General features: G+C 38.4%; 18 protein-coding genes. 2 read left to right on the top strand and 16 right to left on the bottom strand.

The genetic code is table 11. The features are described 5' to 3' along the window. Positions 1 to 42: 42 nt before the first annotated feature. The gene (locus GGR21_RS09925) at positions 43 to 1494 is read right to left on the bottom strand and encodes an ATP-binding cassette domain-containing protein (RefSeq protein ID WP_183307162.1); all 1452 of its coding nucleotides are present in this window, start codon (positions 1492 to 1494) and stop codon (positions 43 to 45) included. Between the two features lie 203 nt (positions 1495 to 1697). Here GGR21_RS09925 and GGR21_RS09920 point away from each other — a divergent pair, with 203 nt between their 5' ends. Further along, positions 1698 to 2366, top strand: coding sequence for an OmpA family protein (locus GGR21_RS09920; RefSeq protein WP_183307063.1), 669 nt, complete (start codon positions 1698 to 1700; stop codon positions 2364 to 2366). Between the two features lie 49 nt (positions 2367 to 2415). Here GGR21_RS09920 and GGR21_RS09915 read toward each other — a convergent pair whose 3' ends face one another. The 5 genes from GGR21_RS09915 to GGR21_RS09900 all read right to left on the bottom strand — a co-directional run bounded on the left by GGR21_RS09915 (position 2416) and on the right by GGR21_RS09900 (position 7363). Continuing rightward, entirely contained in the window at positions 2416 to 3345 is a 930-nt protein-coding gene (locus GGR21_RS09915) for a putative 2-dehydropantoate 2-reductase (protein ID WP_183307062.1), read from the bottom strand. A 91-nt stretch (positions 3346 to 3436) separates the two neighbouring features. Beyond that, the gene (locus tag GGR21_RS09910) at positions 3437 to 4192 is read right to left on the bottom strand and encodes a succinate dehydrogenase/fumarate reductase iron-sulfur subunit (protein ID WP_183307061.1); all 756 of its coding nucleotides are present in this window, start codon (positions 4190 to 4192) and stop codon (positions 3437 to 3439) included. Positions 4193 to 4236: 44 nt separating this feature from the next. After that, on the bottom strand, positions 4237 to 4596 hold the full coding sequence (locus GGR21_RS20790; protein WP_221232978.1) for a four helix bundle protein: 360 nt from the start codon (positions 4594 to 4596) through the stop codon (positions 4237 to 4239). A gap of 45 nt (positions 4597 to 4641) precedes the next feature. Then, complete coding sequence (locus GGR21_RS09905) at positions 4642 to 6615, bottom strand: fumarate reductase/succinate dehydrogenase flavoprotein subunit (RefSeq protein ID WP_183307060.1); 1974 nt, start codon at positions 6613 to 6615, stop codon at positions 4642 to 4644. 46 nt (positions 6616 to 6661) lie between these two features. Next, positions 6662 to 7363, bottom strand: a complete 702-nt coding sequence (locus GGR21_RS09900; RefSeq protein WP_183307059.1) for a succinate dehydrogenase cytochrome b subunit — start codon at positions 7361 to 7363, stop codon at positions 6662 to 6664. Positions 7364 to 8044: 681 nt separating this feature from the next. Between GGR21_RS09900 and GGR21_RS09895 the strand changes: the two genes are divergently transcribed. After that, entirely contained in the window at positions 8045 to 8587 is a 543-nt protein-coding gene (locus GGR21_RS09895) for a hypothetical protein (protein ID WP_183307058.1), read from the top strand. A 73-nt stretch (positions 8588 to 8660) separates the two neighbouring features. Here the strand turns inward: GGR21_RS09895 and GGR21_RS09890 are convergent, their stop codons facing one another. From GGR21_RS09890 to GGR21_RS09845, 10 genes are all read right to left on the bottom strand, one after another. Further along, a complete protein-coding gene (locus GGR21_RS09890) occupies positions 8661 to 9722 on the bottom strand; it encodes a glycosyltransferase family 4 protein (protein ID WP_183307057.1) in 1062 nt (353 codons plus the stop codon). A gap of 46 nt (positions 9723 to 9768) precedes the next feature. Beyond that, the gene (locus tag GGR21_RS09885; RefSeq protein ID WP_183307056.1) at positions 9769 to 10626 is read right to left on the bottom strand and encodes a glycosyltransferase family protein; all 858 of its coding nucleotides are present in this window, start codon (positions 10624 to 10626) and stop codon (positions 9769 to 9771) included. A 5-nt stretch (positions 10627 to 10631) separates the two neighbouring features. Continuing rightward, on the bottom strand, positions 10632 to 11663 hold the full coding sequence (locus GGR21_RS09880) for a GHMP family kinase ATP-binding protein (RefSeq protein WP_183307055.1): 1032 nt from the start codon (positions 11661 to 11663) through the stop codon (positions 10632 to 10634). After that, the gene (locus GGR21_RS09875) at positions 11644 to 12216 is read right to left on the bottom strand and encodes a D-glycero-alpha-D-manno-heptose-1,7-bisphosphate 7-phosphatase (protein ID WP_183307054.1); all 573 of its coding nucleotides are present in this window, start codon (positions 12214 to 12216) and stop codon (positions 11644 to 11646) included. Before GGR21_RS09875 ends, GGR21_RS09880 begins: the two co-directional genes overlap by 20 nt. Further along, the gene (locus GGR21_RS09870) at positions 12213 to 12917 is read right to left on the bottom strand and encodes a nucleotidyltransferase family protein (RefSeq protein ID WP_183307053.1); all 705 of its coding nucleotides are present in this window, start codon (positions 12915 to 12917) and stop codon (positions 12213 to 12215) included. Before GGR21_RS09870 ends, GGR21_RS09875 begins: the two co-directional genes overlap by 4 nt. Further along, positions 12914 to 14206, bottom strand: coding sequence for a hypothetical protein (locus GGR21_RS09865; protein WP_183307052.1), 1293 nt, complete (start codon positions 14204 to 14206; stop codon positions 12914 to 12916). Before GGR21_RS09865 ends, GGR21_RS09870 begins: the two co-directional genes overlap by 4 nt. A gap of 5 nt (positions 14207 to 14211) precedes the next feature. Beyond that, positions 14212 to 15276, bottom strand: coding sequence for a glycosyltransferase family 2 protein (locus GGR21_RS09860; protein WP_183307051.1), 1065 nt, complete (start codon positions 15274 to 15276; stop codon positions 14212 to 14214). Further along, a complete protein-coding gene (locus GGR21_RS09855; RefSeq protein ID WP_183307050.1) occupies positions 15273 to 16337 on the bottom strand; it encodes a glycosyltransferase in 1065 nt (354 codons plus the stop codon). Before GGR21_RS09855 ends, GGR21_RS09860 begins: the two co-directional genes overlap by 4 nt. 101 nt (positions 16338 to 16438) lie before the next feature. After that, a complete protein-coding gene (gene pnuC / locus GGR21_RS09850; protein ID WP_221232977.1) occupies positions 16439 to 17029 on the bottom strand; it encodes a nicotinamide riboside transporter PnuC in 591 nt (196 codons plus the stop codon). Positions 17030 to 17171: 142 nt separating this feature from the next. Continuing rightward, on the bottom strand, positions 17172 to 19400 hold the full coding sequence (locus GGR21_RS09845; protein WP_183307049.1) for a TonB-dependent receptor: 2229 nt from the start codon (positions 19398 to 19400) through the stop codon (positions 17172 to 17174). Positions 19401 to 19483: the final 83 nt, after the last annotated feature.

The following is a 19483-nucleotide window of genomic DNA, read 5'->3' as shown; positions in this document are numbered from 1 at the left end:
GCATAGGATAGAAAATAAAATTGAAATCAGCCTGTAGAAAGACTATCCTTTTATTTTTTCTAAGATTAAACGTTTGTTTACCACATCCGGTATTTCTTCTTCGTAATGAGTTACATATATGAGGGATTTTTCAGTATTGCAGAATTCTTCTATTATTCTCTTTACTTTTCTTTTGTTCACGAAATCGAGACCATGTAAGGGCTCATCTAGAATCAACAGATCGGGATTCTTAACAAAAACCCTGGCTAACAAGATCAGTCGTTGTTCACCCGATGAAACGTTAAGGAATGATATATCCTGTAAATGTTCTACCCCGAATATTTTCATCCAATGCAGTGCCAACTGCTCCTGGTCTGCATTACATTTACGGTATAATCCTATTGTGTCGAAAAAACCGGAGCCTACCACATCAATGCACCGTACGTTTTTCAGGTAATAAAGGTGCATCTCGGGAGATATATAACCAATTCTTTTTTTTATATCCCAGATACTTTCACCTGTGCCTCTTTTCCTGTCAAATAATGTAATATTATTAGCATAAGCTTGCGGGTTATCGCCACAGATCAGGCTCAATAGAGTAGATTTTCCTGATCCGTTAACTCCTAATAATGCCCATTTCTCTCCCCGCTCAACAGTCCAGTTTAAATCTTTAAGTATGGTTCGCTCTCCATATTTTATATGTATATCCTTTAATATCGCAGCATTCTGAAACGGTATAATGTCTTTTTCTACCAGAGGCTCTAAATTGCTTATGCCAGCAACCTTATCGTCTTCTTTAAATAGTTCTTTTATAAATAACCTATTCTCAAGAAAATCATCTTTAGATATTTGCGGGTATATCTTTTTGTCGGCAACAGGTAAGATGTCTGTAACAACATCCTGTATATCTTTCGGATTTGACAGAACCAAGACGATTTGTAACCCTTCTAATTTTTTCAAACGGGCTAATAAATCGCTTAATATCTGACGCGACTTGAAATCCAAGCCTATAAATGGATTGTCCAGTACCAGGATTTTAGGCTTAGATAGTAGGATCTTAACAATGAGAAACTTTCTCAGTTCCCCGCTCGAAAGCATATCAACTTTCTTATTCATCAAATCCGAGATTTCAAACCAGTCGATGAGCATATCGAGCCATTGTCGGTCTGTATTGGCAACTAAATCCGAAACAAAGGGGACGTCTAGCTCCACCCCTTTATTCCAGCGTTGCTGGTAGTAGCTGTTCTGAGTATCTACAATGCTATATATATCGCGGAATGCAACGCTTTTTACAGTAGAGGATATCCTTTCATTATTCCCGGGTTCTATTTCTCCTTTTTTTAGAGCCAGCTTGCCAGACAATAAATCTGTAAGCAAGGTTTTTCCACCTCCGTTAGGACCGATAACAGCCCAGTATTGTCCTTCTCTAATTTCCCAGTTGACTGGTTCACTAAAACGATACAGTTCAAGCCGAGGGATAGCTTCTTTAATATTGATAATTGTCTTTTCCACTATTTCCTATACATTTTGGAGAACAAAAGTATAAATAAGCTGTTATTTATAGTATAACAATTATATATTTAAATAGATAGGATCAAAAAAACAAGGGAATAATCTATTTTTGTTGGTAAAATAAAATATAATTTAAGAATAATAATTAAATTTGTACTTTGGTTTAATAAATGAAATAGGGTTTTACCTTAACACCATATCACATTATGAAGATAAATTTTTTATTATTGGCAATGCTCTTTGGAGTATTGACTTTTTCATTAAACGCACAAGAAAACAAATCAGGTAACGAAGCCGATCCGTGTAATTGTGGCTCTGCCAGAGACTCAGTTTTGTTACAATTGAACAGTGGAGAGGAAGTTATCGTAGTAAAAAGGAGTGCACAACAGTTGAGTGTGGCACAATCGGAAATGGCAAAACGTCGTAAATATTTCGATTGCCCGGATATATTGGCTCCTGTGGAAAGGGAGAAAACCCCGGAAATAGACAAGCCGGTAGAGAGACCTGCTGAAAAACCAGTGATCAAAGAAATTAAAAAAGAACCATTCTTCTTACCTGATCCGGTATTCTTCCGTATCAATAAATGGGTGATTGATCAGACAGAATGGGCTAAAATAGAACTGGCCGTTAATTATCTGAATGAGAATCCGGGTGCAACGTGTGTTATCACAGGATATGCAGATAAAAAAACAGGTAATGCAACAATAAATCAAAGACTATCGAAGAATCGCTCCGAAGCTGTAGCTAAAGCTATGGAAGAAAAGTATGGTATAGCTAAGAATAGATTATCAGTAAACTGGAAAGGAGATGGTATTCAGCCATTTGAGTTAGATAATGATAAAAACCGTGCCGTATTATTCCTGATTAATCCATAAGAATAATAAGAAATAAATAAGCATAAAAAATAAGCGGGAAATTTCCCGCTTATTTTTTTATATATTGACTTTCTATAAATTTCAACTGCTTTTCAAGCATGTTCACCCTGATCATATCATAGCCATTATTCTTTGCCTCTTCTATCGGACGTGTATAGATATACTCAATTTCCAAAGGTCGCTTAAAGTCATAATCAAGCTTCATGCTTGGAGAGTAGGGCACCATTTTCCGGGTAGTATCGAGAATCTCATCGGCAAAGCTTTCCGGTATGGAGTATTTACCCTTGCCTGCATGATTGCCTCCCCGAATAACTTCGAGCATCATTTCGTGTAATAGATTCTCCATTCCTGTGTTGTTCATCAATTTATCGGTATCTGTATTCATTACAACAGTCATACCATTATAAGGAATATTCCAAACTAATTTCATCCAACGGGCCTGCTCCAGATTTTGTATCTTGGTTTCTACTCCGGCATCCATCAGGTCATTGCAAATCTGTTCTATCAACGAGTTGTCCGGGCAGGAATATGAACCTATATTCAATCGTCCTTCATCAAAATGCGAAATATGTCCTTCTCCTGTTTTCGCTGAACAAATAAAGGCCAGTCCTCCTGTAATCCATAGACCGGGAAAGGTTTTTTGCAAATCTTCTTCCAAGCCTAATCCGTTTTGGATAAGAATAACGAGGGTTGTGTCATGAAGAAGAGGAGGTAATAATTCTTTCAATAAATGGTTATTCGTAGATTTCAATCCTACCAATACAACATCGCACTTCGGCATATCTGATGTGTCATTATAAGCATTCACCTGCTTGAGATGAAAGTCTCCATTCACAGAATCGAGTCTTAATCCATTTTCTTTTACATATCCATAATCTGAGTGAAAAAGAAAGTGAACATCTTGTCCTGCATTGGCAAGTTTTCCTCCATAGTATCCACCAATAGCACCAGTGCCTATTACCGCATATTTTAATGACATGATTGTATGTTTTTGATACAAAGATAAGTATTTAGAAGACAAAAAGCGACTATCCGGAGATAGTCGCTTTTATATTGAGATGTAAAAGATATTAATCTTTAAATTTTGCTTTCAGGAATTCACGGTTCAGGCGAGCAATATTACTGATTGAGATGTTTTTAGGACATTCCATTTCACAGGCCTGAGTATTAGTACAGTTACCGAATCCAAGTTCGTCCATTTTGGCTACCATTGCTTTTGCACGGCGGGCAGCTTCCACACGTCCCTGAGGTAACAATGCCAATTGGCTTACCTTAGCGGAAACGAACAGCATCGCCGATCCGTTTTTACATGCTGCAACACAAGCACCACAACCTATACAGGAAGCCGAGTCCATTGCTTCATCGGCATCTATTTTAGAGATTGGAATTGCGTTGGCATCAGGAATACCTCCGGTATTGACGTTCACATATCCTCCGGCCTGTATGATCTTATCGAAGGCTTTACGGTCAACCATCAGGTCGCGGATAACAGGAAAGCCTGCTGAACGCCAAGGTTCAACTGTAATGGTTTCCCCGTCTTTAAATTTACGCATATGAAGCTGGCAGGTGGTAATGTCTTCGTCTGGACCATGAGGGTGTCCGTTTATGTAGAGGCTACACATACCGCATATACCTTCACGGCAATCGTGATCAAATACTACAGGTTCTTTGCCTTCATTTACCAGTTTTTCATTCAAAATATCCAGCATTTCGAGAAATGAACTTTCTGTAGAAATGCCATCAAGTTTATGTGTTTCAAAGGCTCCTTTCTCTTGAGGACCTCTTTGACGCCAAACTTTTAATGTTATATTTATTAGTTTTTCCATCGTTTTTTTATTTTAGGTACGAGATACAAGATACGAGATACAAGTTATTCTTTTGGCTTCATAGAATTAATAAGAGCTGATAACATTTTGATTATTTCACTAAGCAAAAGGTTTAATGTCTGATATTCCTCATTCTTTATATATTCTAATTCTTTAGAAATTATCAACTGAGTTTCTAATTCAGATGCTGAACCTAGAGCAATATATGTGAAATGTTCGCATTCTTTCTTCGAGCCCCGTCCAAATCCTTCGGCTATATTAGACGGAATTGAAACGGCCGATCTTCTCATTTGAGAAATCAATCCAAATAACTCTTCTTTAGGAAAAGACTTAGTTTCAACATATACCAACTTTACTAAGTTGATACTTTTTTGCCAAACTTTTAAATCTTTATGTGTTCCCATCAAAAAAACTTGTTTACTTGTCTACTTGTTTACTCGTCAACTGATTTAAGCTTTGTAATTACGTTGTTGTCTTACTACGAACTCATAGTCAAGAGGTTCTTTAACCATTTCAGGAGCTGTGTCATCACCCTGATATTTCCAGCATGCCACGTATGAATAGTGTTCATCGTCACGCATTGCCTCTCCGTCCGGAGTTTGGAATTCTTCGCGGAAGTGACCTCCACAAGACTCGTTGCGGTTAAGTCCATCGTAAGCCATTAATAAACCTATTTCGATAAAATCTGATAAACGAAGTGCCTTTTCCAATTCTGTATTCAGATCTGTTGCCTCACCCGGGATACGTACATTTGTCCAGAATTCTTTTTTCACGGCTTTGATATCTTCAATAGCTTTTTCAAGAGACTCTTTTGTACGCGCCATACCTACAAAATCCCACATGATAATTCCCAGTTGCTTATGGATAGAGTCTACCGAACGGTTTCCTTTTATATTCATCAGTTTAGCAACCTTCTCTTTGATTGCATTCTCTGTCTGAACAAACTCTGGAAGATCGGTACTGAAACGAGGGACAGAAATCTGATCGGATAAGTAATTCTGGATAGTATAAGGTAAAACGAAATACCCGTCGGCAAGTCCCTGCATCAATGCAGATGCACCCAGACGGTTAGCTCCATGGTCAGAGAAGTTAGCTTCTCCCAGGGCAAATAAACCTTTGATGGAAGTCATCAACTCATAGTCAACCCAGATACCACCCATTGTATAGTGGATTGCCGGATAGATCATCATCGGAGTTTCGTATGGATTATCGTCAACTATTTTTTCATACATCTGGAACAGGTTACCATAACGTGCTTCTACAACATCACGTCCAAGGCGTTGGATTGCAGATGAGAAATCAAGGTATACGGCAAGACCTGTAGAGCCTACACCATATCCGGCGTCACATCTTTCCTTCGCGGCGCGTGAAGCCACGTCACGAGGAACAAGGTTACCGAATGCAGGGTAACGTCTTTCCAGATAGTAGTCGCGGTCTTCTTCTTTTATTTGAGTCGGTTTTAGCTTTCCTGCACGGATAGCTTCCGAATCTTCTATTTTTTTAGGAACCCAGATGCGTCCGTCGTTACGAAGCGATTCCGACATCAATGTCAGTTTCGATTGGAATTCTCCGTGAACAGGGATACAAGTTGGGTGAATCTGGGCAAAACAAGGATTTGCAAAATAAGCACCTTTTTTGTATGCCTGGATAGCAGCCGATCCGTTCGATCCCATTGCGTTTGTAGAAAGGAAGAATGTATTTCCGTATCCACCTGTTGCAATAACTACGGCGTGAGCAGCAAAGCGCTCAAGGTGGCCGGTTACAAGGTTGCGTGCGATAATCCCGCGTGCGCGTTCTTCTCCACTTTCATCTTTTACAAGCACAACATCAAGCATCTCGTAACGGGTGTAAAGTTTTACACTTCCTTTATGTACCTGACGGCTTAACGCAGAGTAAGCTCCCAACAATAGCTGTTGTCCTGTTTGTCCTTTGGCATAGAATGTACGTGACACCTGTGCTCCACCGAAAGAACGGTTGTCGAGCAAGCCTCCATATTCACGGGCAAAAGGAACTCCCTGAGCAACACACTGGTCGATGATGCTGTTCGCAACTTCAGCCAGACGGTATACGTTAGCTTCACGGGCACGGTAGTCACCACCTTTGATTGTATCGTAGAAAAGACGGTAAACAGAGTCACCATCGTTTTGATAATTCTTTGCAGCATTGATACCCCCTTGTGCAGCGATAGAGTGCGCGCGGCGGGGAGAATCCTGAATACAGAAGTTCAACACATTGAAGCCCATCTCGCCAAGAGACGCGGCAGCCGATGCTCCTGCAAGGCCTGTACCTACCACAATAATGTCTAAGCGACGCTTGTTGGCAGGATTCACCAGCTTCTGGTGAGCCTTATAATTGGTCCATTTTTCTGCTAATGGCCCTTCAGGTATTTTTGAATCTTTTTTTGGATCTAGTATAGTACTCATAATCTGTTTTTCTTTTAATCTTTAACAAAAATAATCAGTGCCTATTTTAAGCGAATGGACAGAAATAATGTCTGGCATAGAAATAGATAGTAACGAAAGCAAATGCCAGGCAAATAACTGTGGCAAGTACTTGTCCGATCACTTTCCAGCGATTCATCCATATTTTGTTATTCCATCCGATAGTCTGAATAGCACTCCAGAATCCATGAGACAGGTGGAACCATAGGGCAACATACCAGATAAGATAGGCTATTACAACCCAAAGCTGGCTGAAGTAGTATTTTATAAACTCTGCTCCATCCTGAGGAGACACTACAGTATCACCCAATTGTACATGATGTTGTCCCATTAATTCAACAAACATCATTTTGTACCAAAACTGGCTGAGGTGAAGCACCATAAATCCGATAACGATAACTCCCAGAACAAACATATTCTGCGATGCCCATTCAACATTTTTCGGGCGTACATTTACCGCATAGCTGTCGTTTCCGCGAGCCTTGCGGTTTTGGAGGGTAAGAATTAGTGCATAAATGAAGTGAAGAGCCACCAATGCGCCTAATGCGGCTGTACCTGCTACTGCATACCAGTTAGCACCCAAAAGAGCACAAATGGTATTGTAAGCTTCTTCTGAGAAAACAGCCGTTACATTCATTGCCGCATGGAACAGCAAAAATAAGATAAGAGCGACTCCCGTTACACTCATTATCAGCTTCTTACCAATAGAAGATTTTAGTAACCAACTCATAAATTAAAATTGTTTTTAGTTATATAGAATAGTTAATTATTAGTTGATATATAATATAGAAAATAAGCATCTGCTATCATTTTTTTCTATAGTCATGCAAAAATAGATTAAATAAAGGGATTTTCAAAGGAATACACGGGGCTTTTTGCCCTTTTTAAAGCAAAATGTTTTATTGTTTGAGAAACTTATTTTTATCTCCACATGAAATAGGTTTTGAGCCTGATTTATTCTGCCTGATTAAATATGCAGACCGATAGTTAAAACTGTTAAAAGTTGACAAAGTTGACACATATTTTAGTTTTTTTTATTTTGTTTTTGTCATCCTTAGGAACGAAGGATCTCCCTTTTTAGATGCTTCGCTTCGCTCTAGCATGACAAAGAGAAAAACCTTATATATTTTATTTTCAATATTCTTCATCTTCTGTAAATTATTCTTAATGACTACTAGTTACTGTTTACTAAAAATAATATTGATAAAGTTTTCAAAATAAAATACAAGTTTACATACATTTTATTTCAATACATGTTAAGCTTCTTATTATCAGATTTGTGAGTGTCATTTTAACTGCTTGTTTACATGGATTGTTAAAAACAAAGGCTCGAAAATATTTTCCTGAAGAGAGAATATCCCTATATTTGTTTCCGACACAAAATTAAACTCAAACTGTAAATTAAGACAAAATGAAAAAACACATCACAAACATTGCTACAGCACTGATTGTTGTATTATTCTTTATGAGTTCATGTTCCGGTGGAGCAACTTATTCCATCGATAATCCTACTGATCAGGCAATTTCGGTTTCAATAGACGGAAAAGATGCGATATCGATAGGTGCAAAAGAGTATAAAAAGATGGATGGAACTCTTAGTAAAGGAGAACATACTATGAAAGTGGGAGACGGGCAAGAGGTTAAATTCAATCTCGATCAGGATCATGTTATGCTAAATCCTACTTTGTCTACTTATGTGAGGGTATTGCAGGAATATGGAGTTGGTATGCAATCGACAGCGAACGATACCATTATCAATATCGATGGCCAAACATATGAAGGCCCGTTCCCTTTGGTATCCAACGAACCGGTTCTTTATACAGGCGACCTGAATTTCCAGGTAGATGCTCCGTTCAAGGATGAAATCACAACATCTAAGACAGGTACGGTAACAATGAAGAAATTGTTTAGAAAAGATGAATTCCTGAAATTCTACAAAGACGAATATGAGTAGATAAGAGTTGAAGTATAAACGAAAAAGAGCTATGATTTTCACAGCTCTTTTTTTTGTATATTATCGATTATATCTATATATATTTTTGTGCCAGTTCATACACTTGCTTCGCAGATTTTTCCCAGGAATATTTTTTTATCTGTTCCAGCCCTTTCAATTGCAACTTCTTTCTTAGAGGTTCATCATTCAGCAATTGTTCTATTTTCATGGCCATATCATCTATATCATACGGATCGACATACAGTGCAGCGTCTTCGCTCACTTCGCGCAAAGCAGGAATATCAGAATTGATGGCGGGACAACCGTAAGTCATGGCCTCTAAGGGAGGAAGGCCAAATCCCTCATACAATGAAGGATAAACGGATAGAAGCGCATTTTGATACATGTTTTGAAGGGCGTCATCGGAAATATATCCGGGTAAATATACATTCTCTCCGATCAGTTTTTGCAGATCAGGTGTATTAAATGCCTTGAAAGACATTCCGATGATATATAGCTTAACGGATTTATCCTTAACCTTATTAAAGGCAGTAACTAACCGTTCGAAGTTTTTGCGCGGATCCATTGAAGATACGGCTAAAATATACTTATCGGATGAAGAATCCCGTTTGAAATCCAGTATTTCCTCTTTCGATGGTTTGTTGTGGAAAGGCACATTGCTGTGTATTACATGAATCTTATTTATGTCGATACCCAATGTATCTACAATCTCCTTCTTTGAAAATTCACTGACAGTCAGAACAGCATGTGCTTTCTTTCCGATGCGTGGCATCATAAAATGATAGAAACGAAAGTAATTTGGTGAAAACCATTGGGGATAGCGTTCATGCGACACATCATGGATGGTCATTATTTGGTTACGATAGAACAACGGTCCACAGCCGGTAAAACTGATAAGTAAAGGATTGCCAATCTTTTTCAAGTAGCGGGGCAGGGAGATCTGTTCCCAAAGATGGGTATTTAATGATCCGCACCTGACGGTTTTAAAACTGAATTTATAATCGGTGTGGATTTCCTGCGGAATAGCCACATGAAAATCCACACCCATTTCATGCAGTTTATTACATATTTCGAAAGCATAACGATGGACGCCTGTTGCTTTTTGTGTCAGATACCTTCCGTTTACTACAAACATAGTTTAATAAATGAATAATGAATAATGAAAGTGATTCGCATAATTTTTAATTCTTCATTTTTAATTCTTCATTTTTAATTTCCTTATACGTTTTCTTACTATACCAGCTTCTTTTTAAAAAACATTTACTCAAACCAATCCAAAAACGCATTGTAAACCGGTTCCATCTTTTATATGGTGTTTTTACTTCAGTAAAATAATCGGTACCCGCTAAAACGTTGAAGTAAAATTTCTTTTTTTCTATGCCACCTTTCAGAAATTCGATGTGATGGGTCGCCATCTTCGATTTAGGGAATACATAAAAACGTCCCTCCTTTATATTGGGTACATAAGGATATTTCCATTTGATGTAACTGGGCACATGAACAGGCATATTTTCTGTTATCCAGAGATATCCGGCATCTGTGTCCCTTAAAAAATTGGAGATATGGCATTCCGGAAAAAGCTCGAAGTCGAATATGCCGGGATTTTCTTTTATGTAACCGGTCTTTATCAGGGCTATATCAGTAGCTAATGCATAAAATTTGTCATACCAGTCGGCGCTTGCCCATACTGTTTTTTCATTTGCAGATAAAAGCTTTGCATATTTTGATAGTACAGAATCACCGTACATCCATGTATCGGCTTCCAGAATAAGTGTGAAATCGCAATCTTCGGGGATGTGTTTTGCCCCTTCTATCAATAACTGTGAGTTTCCTTTACGGTGACCGGCGTTTTCTTCAAGTATAACAAGTTTATCGATCAGCGAAACGGATTCGGGCAGTATCTCATATCCCTTATTTTTTCCATTACTGACAACTATGATGTAATATTGATTCTCTTTCCAAGTATCTGTGATTATCCGAAGGTTATATTTCAGGTCTTCAGTGCGGTCGTAAACCCTTATTAAAACAGCAATTTTCATCCGGTTTATTTAATATGCCAGGTTTCCAATCCTTTTTTAGTAAATGAATAGGGCTGAACCTTTCCTCCCAGTTTTTCCAACGCTTTGGCTACCTCAAAGCGGGTATTACCCGGACAATAGAAGAATACGTATCCTCCACCTCCCGCGCCGGAGATTTTTCCTCCTATAGATCCTGCTTTGATTGCTGTCTCGTACAATTCTTCGAAGAATGGGGTAGTAATCCCTTCTGCCATTTCCCGTTTGTGGCTCCATCCCCGGTGAAGAATATGGCCTATTTCATCCAGATTATTCTTAAGGACGGCTTCCTTTATTTCGTAGGCTTGTTGTTTGATCTGGTGCATGGCCTCGAGGGATTTGGACTTTTGTTCTTTTACGTTCTTTTGCTGTTTTTCGATTATGCTGCCCGAGTTGCGGCTCGAATTAGTATAATAAAGCAACAAATTGTTGGATAGTTCATTGATGGTCTCGTTTCGTACTCTTAACGGATTTACGATAACTTTGTCATCAGCATAAAATTCCATGAAATTGAAACCGCCAAAAGCAGCTGAATACTGATCCTGTTTCCCTCCCGCCTGATTCAGATCGATACGTTCTATCAGGTATGCCAGATATGCCAGGTCATACTCACCTAAAGGCAGTGCCAGCCACTCGGTATATGCACCTAATATGGCGACGGCGAGTGTTGATGAGGTGCCGAGGCCTGAACCGAAAGGAGCTTCCAGTGCGCAGGTAAGAGTGAATGCTAACGGCTTGTTTACAAAATCTTTTACAATTCTGTTGTATATTCCTTTCATCAGGTCGGCTTTGTCATTCAGTATTGGTAATTCCAGAGCCGAATCAAATATATATTCCTCATTTGTCTGTGGAATACGGAATATTATTTTGCTATCATTACGGGGTTCTATATTTGCATAAGCATAAAGGCTGATGGTTGCATTGAGTATGCATCCGCCGTAAAGGTCGGAATAAGGGGAGACATCTGTCCCTCCGCCTGCCAACCCAAGCCTGAAAGGTGCTTTACTTCTTATTATTTTCATTGTCGCCTGATTTTAATGACAGTGCAAACTTATATAAATTTTCGTAGTATGCATCAGCGATATTGTAAATTTCGTCTTCCGTGGGATATTTGTCTCCCACAAGAACGGAGTAAATACCAAGCTTTTTTGCAAAAAGGATATCCGATTTGCTATTACCTATCATTATCGTTTCTGAAAGTTCTATATCAGGAAAATCTTCCAGTATCTGGAAAGCCATTCCGGTATTTGGTTTACGATTTATGGAGATGGATTCTGTATCGGTACAACAGTAAATTCCTGATATTTTTCCTTTATTTATATTTATCTCTGATAACATATAGGCATGTACGTCGTGTAATTGTGCCATTGTCATTTTGCCTCGTCCGACTCCACGCTGATTGGTTATTATAAATATTTTTTCAAAGCAGGAAGCTAGCATTGATAAGGCGTTCAAGGCATCTTTCTCAAAAATAAATTCGGATATATATTTGACATAATCGCCGGGACGTTCTATATTTATAACGCCATCCCTGTCGAGAAAAAGGTATTTATATTTTTGCAGGCCGTTTGTCATAGATCATGGAATCTTTGGAAATCAACATTGGCTTTCCGGTAGTCTTCAGGGATACCAATATCAATAAAATAGGTATCCTGTATATTGCCATATATGGGAAGTTCTGATATTCCTGCTTCTAAAATTTCCTTCTCGAATGAAAACTTCTCCGAAAAGGAAGCTGATGTGAAAATTGTTTTATCTATTAAATAAATACCACCATTGATTAAACCCGATTCGCAGAATTGTTTCTCTTTAAAGGCTGTAATTCTATCTTTTTGATCCAGAAGAACACTTCCGTAACGGTCAAAATTGACCATTGGTTTTAGTGCTAAACTGATTTTAGCACCTCTTTGAGAATGAAATGTATATAACCGGTCAATATCAACATTGAAGAAAGTATCACCATTAATAATAATGGCCTTTTCGCTTTTAGCAAAATTCATCGCCAACTTGATGGCTCCTCCTGTGCCAAGAGGTTCTTCTTCTTTTACAAATTGTATTTCGAATGAATATTTATTGCTCTGCACCCACTCTACAATGATTTCAGATAAATAGCCGACCGAAAGTATAACTCTATCGAATGACTGTATAGTACACCAATCGAGCAGATAGGACAGGAATGGTTTTCCGGCAACTTCTGCCATTACCTTTGGCACGTCACTTACTACTTCACGCAGCCTGGTTCCGAGCCCACCTGCCAAAATAATGCATTCTTTCATATTACGTATTTGTTTCTTATATTTTTCAGAGTAGCTTGTTGGCCTTGTATTTTAGGATAATAGACATAGTACTTATAGAACATAAAAAAGAAAAAGATCATAAAGAATATGTGGTTAAGGTCAAACCACCCTTTAAAATTCAATACGTAACAGTAAACTGCGATGGTATATCCTAAGATTTTCACATTTTTATTTTTTGTTCCCCACATTCTGACAAGAAAGAGAGGATACGCATAGAATAGAACAGAGCCCACTACTCCTACAAAAAACAGCATACGGGAAAAGCCGACATCTGTGCCCCGGAAAACCATGCGGCCATCGCCAAAAAGCAATACTTTTGTTGTTTCCGGAACCTGGAACATTTCGCCAAGTCCGTCTGACGATTGAGTACGTAGTTCTCCTCTTTCAACAAAATTGATAAAGAGTTCGAAAGCCCAATTGGAAATACCTTCGAAAAATAGCATAACGAAAAGGTAGCCTGAGAACATCAGGAATAATGATGACAGCAAAAACCGGCGTACTTGTTTTTTGTTGTGCCTCTCACCTTTAAAAAAATAGAAAAATGCCATTAATCCAAATCCAACAGCAGCACCTACGACTGTTGTCCTTGCCATAAACAAGCTAATGTAAAATATAAATACATATACCACCGAGAGAGTAATAAACTCTTCATTTTTGATAGGTTTGCTTACCAATAGATAAGAAATGATTACGAGGGCAACACCATTGTTCGCCCCTGCACCGAAGAATCCGATGCCATATCCCATCAGTCTTTGCCAGCTGTTTTCGGCAACTAATTCCTCCGAGTACTCTTTGTTGAACTGTATTCCCCAGAAAAAATCGGCGATACTTTCATTCATATACATTATAAACGTGATGAAGCATTGTAGCGCCACAGCACCTACAATGTATTTCAAAACCGTTTCTATGGTGGGATTTTTATGTACTTTAAATATATAAAGGATAATGAGATATGAGGAAAAGAACCAGGCTATCTCACTTTTGAAAAAGCCCAGGGTATATGGGTCATTTGCGTTATTATACCAGTCTACAGAATAAAACCATAGGAGAATAACTGCCATGCCTAAAAGTACACTTATGACTTCCCGAAATGGAAATCTGTGATAGGCATAATATGTTATGCCCAGTGCACCTGAAAACAGAATGAAAGAAGATCCCATAAACCCCAGAGCCTGAGGGTATATGAAATAAAACGTCAATAGCAGAGGTATCAGCATTGGCGCCATTTCTTTCGGTTTAGGGATATCCCACTTCTGTAGTTTCAGCATAGCTTTTATCTAAAGACCAGTTTGTAAATAAGGGATTTTTTATATTTAAGCTTAAAAGTACTCTTTGTATAAAATATAGCCAAATCTCTGGATGTATAATTTTCGTTTTTGTAAAAGAGGGATTGTTTCATCCTTTTTATAACGCTAAGTCCTAAACGGGAATTGGCACATAGCCGGAGCCAATGAACAGAAAGCATCCGTTCCAGAAATGGCATGCTACAGAATGGCTTATCCTTATTTATCTCTATCAGTTTCAGCATTAGTTCTTCACATTTATCCAGATATTTTACAGACGAATGTAAAGGCACACATTCTGCCACAGATGCATATACATCTATGAAATCATCATCTTCAGGCAAACCCAGGTGTCTGCAATGTATTTTAAATACTTTCTTTTTATTTTCTGTTTGCACATCCTCATACAGGGATGATATTTGATGCTGGTGTACACGATAGAGAAGCAGAGGTTCACCTATATTAGCCAGTCTGGTATTATAAATGGCTTTCGACCATAAGGCATAGTCCTCTACATGAAGATATTCCTGTTCGAAAGATAGTCCTAATTCTGTGAATACTCTTTTACGTATCATTACTGCCGGATGGCAAATGCCGGATTTGAAGAGTATAAATGCTCTCAGTTCTTCATCAGTCAGGGGGCTGTGGTGCAAGTCTTTACGATTCGGATTCTCGGATCTGAATGCATAGAACAGAGTACTTACTATATCGTGATCTTTATTTTTTTCCAGAAAATCGACCTCTTTCTCTATTCTGGTCGGCAAGGCGATATCATCGGAGTCCATACGGGCTATATATTCTCCACTACATAGTTTTATCCCTTTGTTCAGGGTTTTTATAAGCTTCAGATTTTCTTCATTGCTAATGACGGTTATCCTGGGATCTTCTTTTGCCAGCGAGTAAAGAATTTCACCTGTCCGGTCGGTCGAACAATCGTTAATAGCAATTACTTCTATATGAGTATATGTTTGGTTGAGAATCGAGTTTACCGATTCTTCAACAAATTTTTCCACATTGTAACAAGGTATTAAAACCGATACTAACGGATTACTCATTTTTTGTTTGCAATAATTGCATTAAAGATAGTTTTATAACCATCTACCATTTTTTCGATGGTAAAGTTAGCAAGATAAGATTGTCTGGCATAATCCGACATCTCTTTTTGTATATTTTCGTCCGAAAATATATATTCTATTTTTTCTTTGAACAGGTTCGTTTCATTCTCTACCGCAAAACCATTTTTGCCGTCAAGAACTTCTGTAATACCACCTACGGCAGAAGCAACGACCGGAATCTTGAACGATAATGCTTCTAATAATGAAATAGGCAGCCCTTCATAATTTGAAGGTAAAATAAATAAGTCGGCATATTGCAGGCAATGGTAAGCTGAGTGCATCTCGCCCAGACAGAATGCATTAGCCGGTAAATCAGGTATTGGCTGCTTGTTGCCTATCCATACAAAAGCATACTGAGGTAGTTGCCGCGCTACGTCGAGAAACAGGTCAAATTTTTTCTGTTTGGAAATACGGGAAATACAGATCACAACTTTTGGATAGTCCCGCCTTATTTTTTCCAGGCTTTCGGTTATCTGGTTTTTTAGTTCTATCTGATTTTTGTAAGCATCGGAAATTCCGTTATATACCCGGACAACATTTTGGGTTATACTTTCTTCAGCCAAACTGTTCACATCATACTGGCTGACTCCTACTATACAGAACGCTTTGTTTTTAAGGCTTTTTTCTATTTTCAGGAATCTGCTGAAAGCTTTCCTGACGGAATCAAAACCATGGACAGTGTATACAATCTTTTTTTTAGGAAATACCAAACGTCCCAGTACACCCATTTTGGAGGAATGAAGGTGTATTACATCCGGCCTATATTTAAAACGGTAATATAAGAGCTTGAAAAATAACCCCGCATCTTTCCATGAGATTTCTTTACGGTGATCATTCAGTTTTATTTTTGTAAAGTTGTTCCCTAGAGCATCCCAGGCTTCTCCGTCGCCTCCGTATAACACAAAAAGCTCGTCTTCAGAGCTTAATGATTTTATCAGGTTTGCGACAATAGTCTGAGCCCCGCCATATTCTGAAACTGTTATTATTTGAAATATCCTCATCAATGACCAAGACTTAACTGTAGTTTTCTGAATGTAAAGATAATAGTATTTAGCTATAATCTGGCTATCATTATATTATTTCTTTATATTTAAAATACAGTTTAAGACGCTTTAATCATTCTTCGCCAGTTTCTGTAACCGAATATGGAGACAATAAAGTATATGATAAACATAGAGCCTGACATGATATCGTGCTGTGCAAAAAGCAGAATGCCTGAAATAAGATTGGCAGGGATCACCAGAAGCCATTGTTCTGCCCATTTACGCGAAATCATCCACAGGGCAACTATATTGAGGGCTGTGGAAAGTGCATCGCCAATCGTGATTAATGCATAATTTCCGCTAAACCGGATAAGGATGAGGTAGATCATTGCGGCAACAACAAATATAGCCCCTATGATAGAAGGAATATACTTTTTGTCTACCTGCGATATAATATCATCTCCTGTATTCTCTTCCCTGTTTCTGGTGAGCCACATTATCCACCCGTAAACAGATGCGAAGAAGAAGTATATATAAATCCCCATGCTGGCATATAGTTCTGTCCGGTAGTAAATATATATGAAGAATGCCGCCATGATTATACTGGCAGCCCACATCCATTTACTGGCTTTATATTCAAGATAAAGGAATATTAATCCTATAGCGGCTCCGGCTATACTTATCCAGTTGTTTTCTAAGAAATCAGTCATAATATATAAATAAAAATACGGAGTACTTGTTAATAATGCAAATTGATAGTTTAATATAATTGTTCTATTTTCTTATAACGATCATTATAATATTAACTGTTATATAAGTATGGCAATGGCACTCCGTATGCAAAATTATAATTTAAAACCGGTATCTTATCTTTCCCATCAGGTTTGCACCGGCCTGAGGGTAAACCCATTTGTAAACTTCACGGCTGCCATCGGAGAATACATAAGTTTCAGTTCCGGCATTGGCATTGTATTTTATACTGGCCATATTGTTAATGTAGAATTGAAAATCGAATATTCCTGCTTTGGTTGCTTTAAGGGTATATGATAAAACCATATCTGTCACCAGATGATCCTGAAGCCGTTTGTCTGGGTCGGATGTATTATCATAATACATTTTACCTACATATTTATTAATGAATGACAGAGTCAGCTCTTCTTTTTCGAATGGCTTCAATGTAATGATGCCTGCGCCAACAAGATTAGGTGAAAAGGAAATGTCGGTAGATTTATAATGCTCAGTTTCATATTGATAAGGCTCTACCGGTTCCCATGTATTCGGATCGTATATGACATTATAAGCTGTGTAATTCTTTATCTTATTCCGGCTTATTGTTACATTCCCATCCAGTCGTAACCATTCGGTAGGAGTATAAGCCATCGCAATTTCTACACCTGTGCGGTAACTGTCGGGGACATTCTCCTGTAATTTATATCCTACATCATTTAGTCTTCCGGTCAGTACCAGCTGGTCATGATATTTCATGTAATAGTAATTGAGACTAAGAGAAAATACCGGATTGGCATATCTGTAACCCAATTCATAATCATACAATCTTTCCGATGTGATGGAACGGGTGCTTCCTCCTTTAAGTGACTCTTTCAGGTCGGCGCGCAATGGTTCCCTGTTGGCTACTCCGAATGACGCATAAGCTTCGTTATATTTGGCGAAGCGAAGCGATACTCCGGCTTTGGGATTTATGAAGTTATAGTAATTATTATTTGTCAGGTCTTTGAGATCATCATCCATGCCTTTCATCCGATAATCGATATAGCGGTCTTGTACCTCGGCAAATAACGATAAGTTATCTAATGGCCTGAATTCTGCTTTCAGGTAAGCATTCATGTCTTTCTTGTCTGCTGTATTACGGTACCATTCGTAGCCATTCGGGATATTCTCATTATACTTAACCCAAAGTAAATGGCCGTAGTGATTGCCGTCGAAATAGTTGTAAACCCCACCAAAAGTTAATCCGATCTTATCTTTCTTGTAATTAAGATTAAATCCTCCGGTATACAAGTGATTCATCATTAATTTTCGACGGATAACATCTGATTCCTTATATTCTACACCATTCACATTCTGGTTTGGTAATCCAAACTCTTTTAAGAATTCTTGGCCTCTTTTATAATTCTCATAGTAGCCATAACCATGATTATAACTAAGATTTGCATTCAATGTCAGTTCGTTCGTCAGATAGCGTGTATAGAGTAGTTGTCCGATATTTGAGTAATAATTATCGGTTTCGTTGTTATAATATTGATCCTCCCCGTTTTCGTCTTTATATTTCCCTGCCGGATTATAACGCCTGTTACTTTCTACCATAGAAGGATCTATTCCTTCCCACGTAATTCCTGTATGCTGAATACCATTCATGTAAATAAGGCGGATCAGTTGTTTATCGGTATAATGGGAAAGAGCGGCATAGATATTTTTATGATCGACCTTACCGTTGCGGATGTACCCGTCACTTTTTACATATGAATAGCGGGCATCGATGGATAACCCATTTTTCATAATTCCCGTACCCGTTGCGGCAGTCAATAGGGTTGTATTGTATTGGCCATAAGAAGCTGAAAGGTCGGCATAAGGTTTCGGACGGCCACCCAGTGTTTGCATGGATATGCTTGCACCGAACGAAGCAGTACCATTGGTGGAAGTACCTACTCCCCGTTGGATCTGCATACTTTGCAATGAATTTGACAGGTCTGGGAGATTTACCCAATATACCTCCTGGCTCTCTGCGTTATTCAGGGGCATACCATTCAGTGTGATATTAATACGGTTGGCATCTGTTCCCCTGATCCGGAAAGAGGTATTACCTACAGGTGTTCCCCCTTCGGTATAAGATACTACAGACGGCAGTACATCTAAAAGAGCAGGAATGTTTTTTGCAGCATTCTCTTTTTTTATTTGTGCTTCATCGACATTCGAAAATGCGATGGGAGCATCCGCACTTACACGGGTAGCGGAGATTACCACATCCTCGAGTTGTACGACTTTCAGGCTGTCAGCCTTTTGTTGTGAATTTGCTACAATACTACAAGCAAGTGTAATAGAAGCCATAAATACCTTTTTCATTTAAATTACATAATAGATTAATGTATAAACCAGAAGTTTATACCAATGTTAAACAAAAAAGGGGTTTTAATAAGATGATTTCC

This window comes from Dysgonomonas hofstadii, from assembly GCF_014196915.1.
In the GTDB taxonomy this organism is placed as follows: domain Bacteria; phylum Bacteroidota; class Bacteroidia; order Bacteroidales; family Dysgonomonadaceae; genus Dysgonomonas; species Dysgonomonas hofstadii.
Note: the sequence above shows the minus strand (reverse complement) of the source record. Positions and strands in the feature narration are given on the sequence as shown.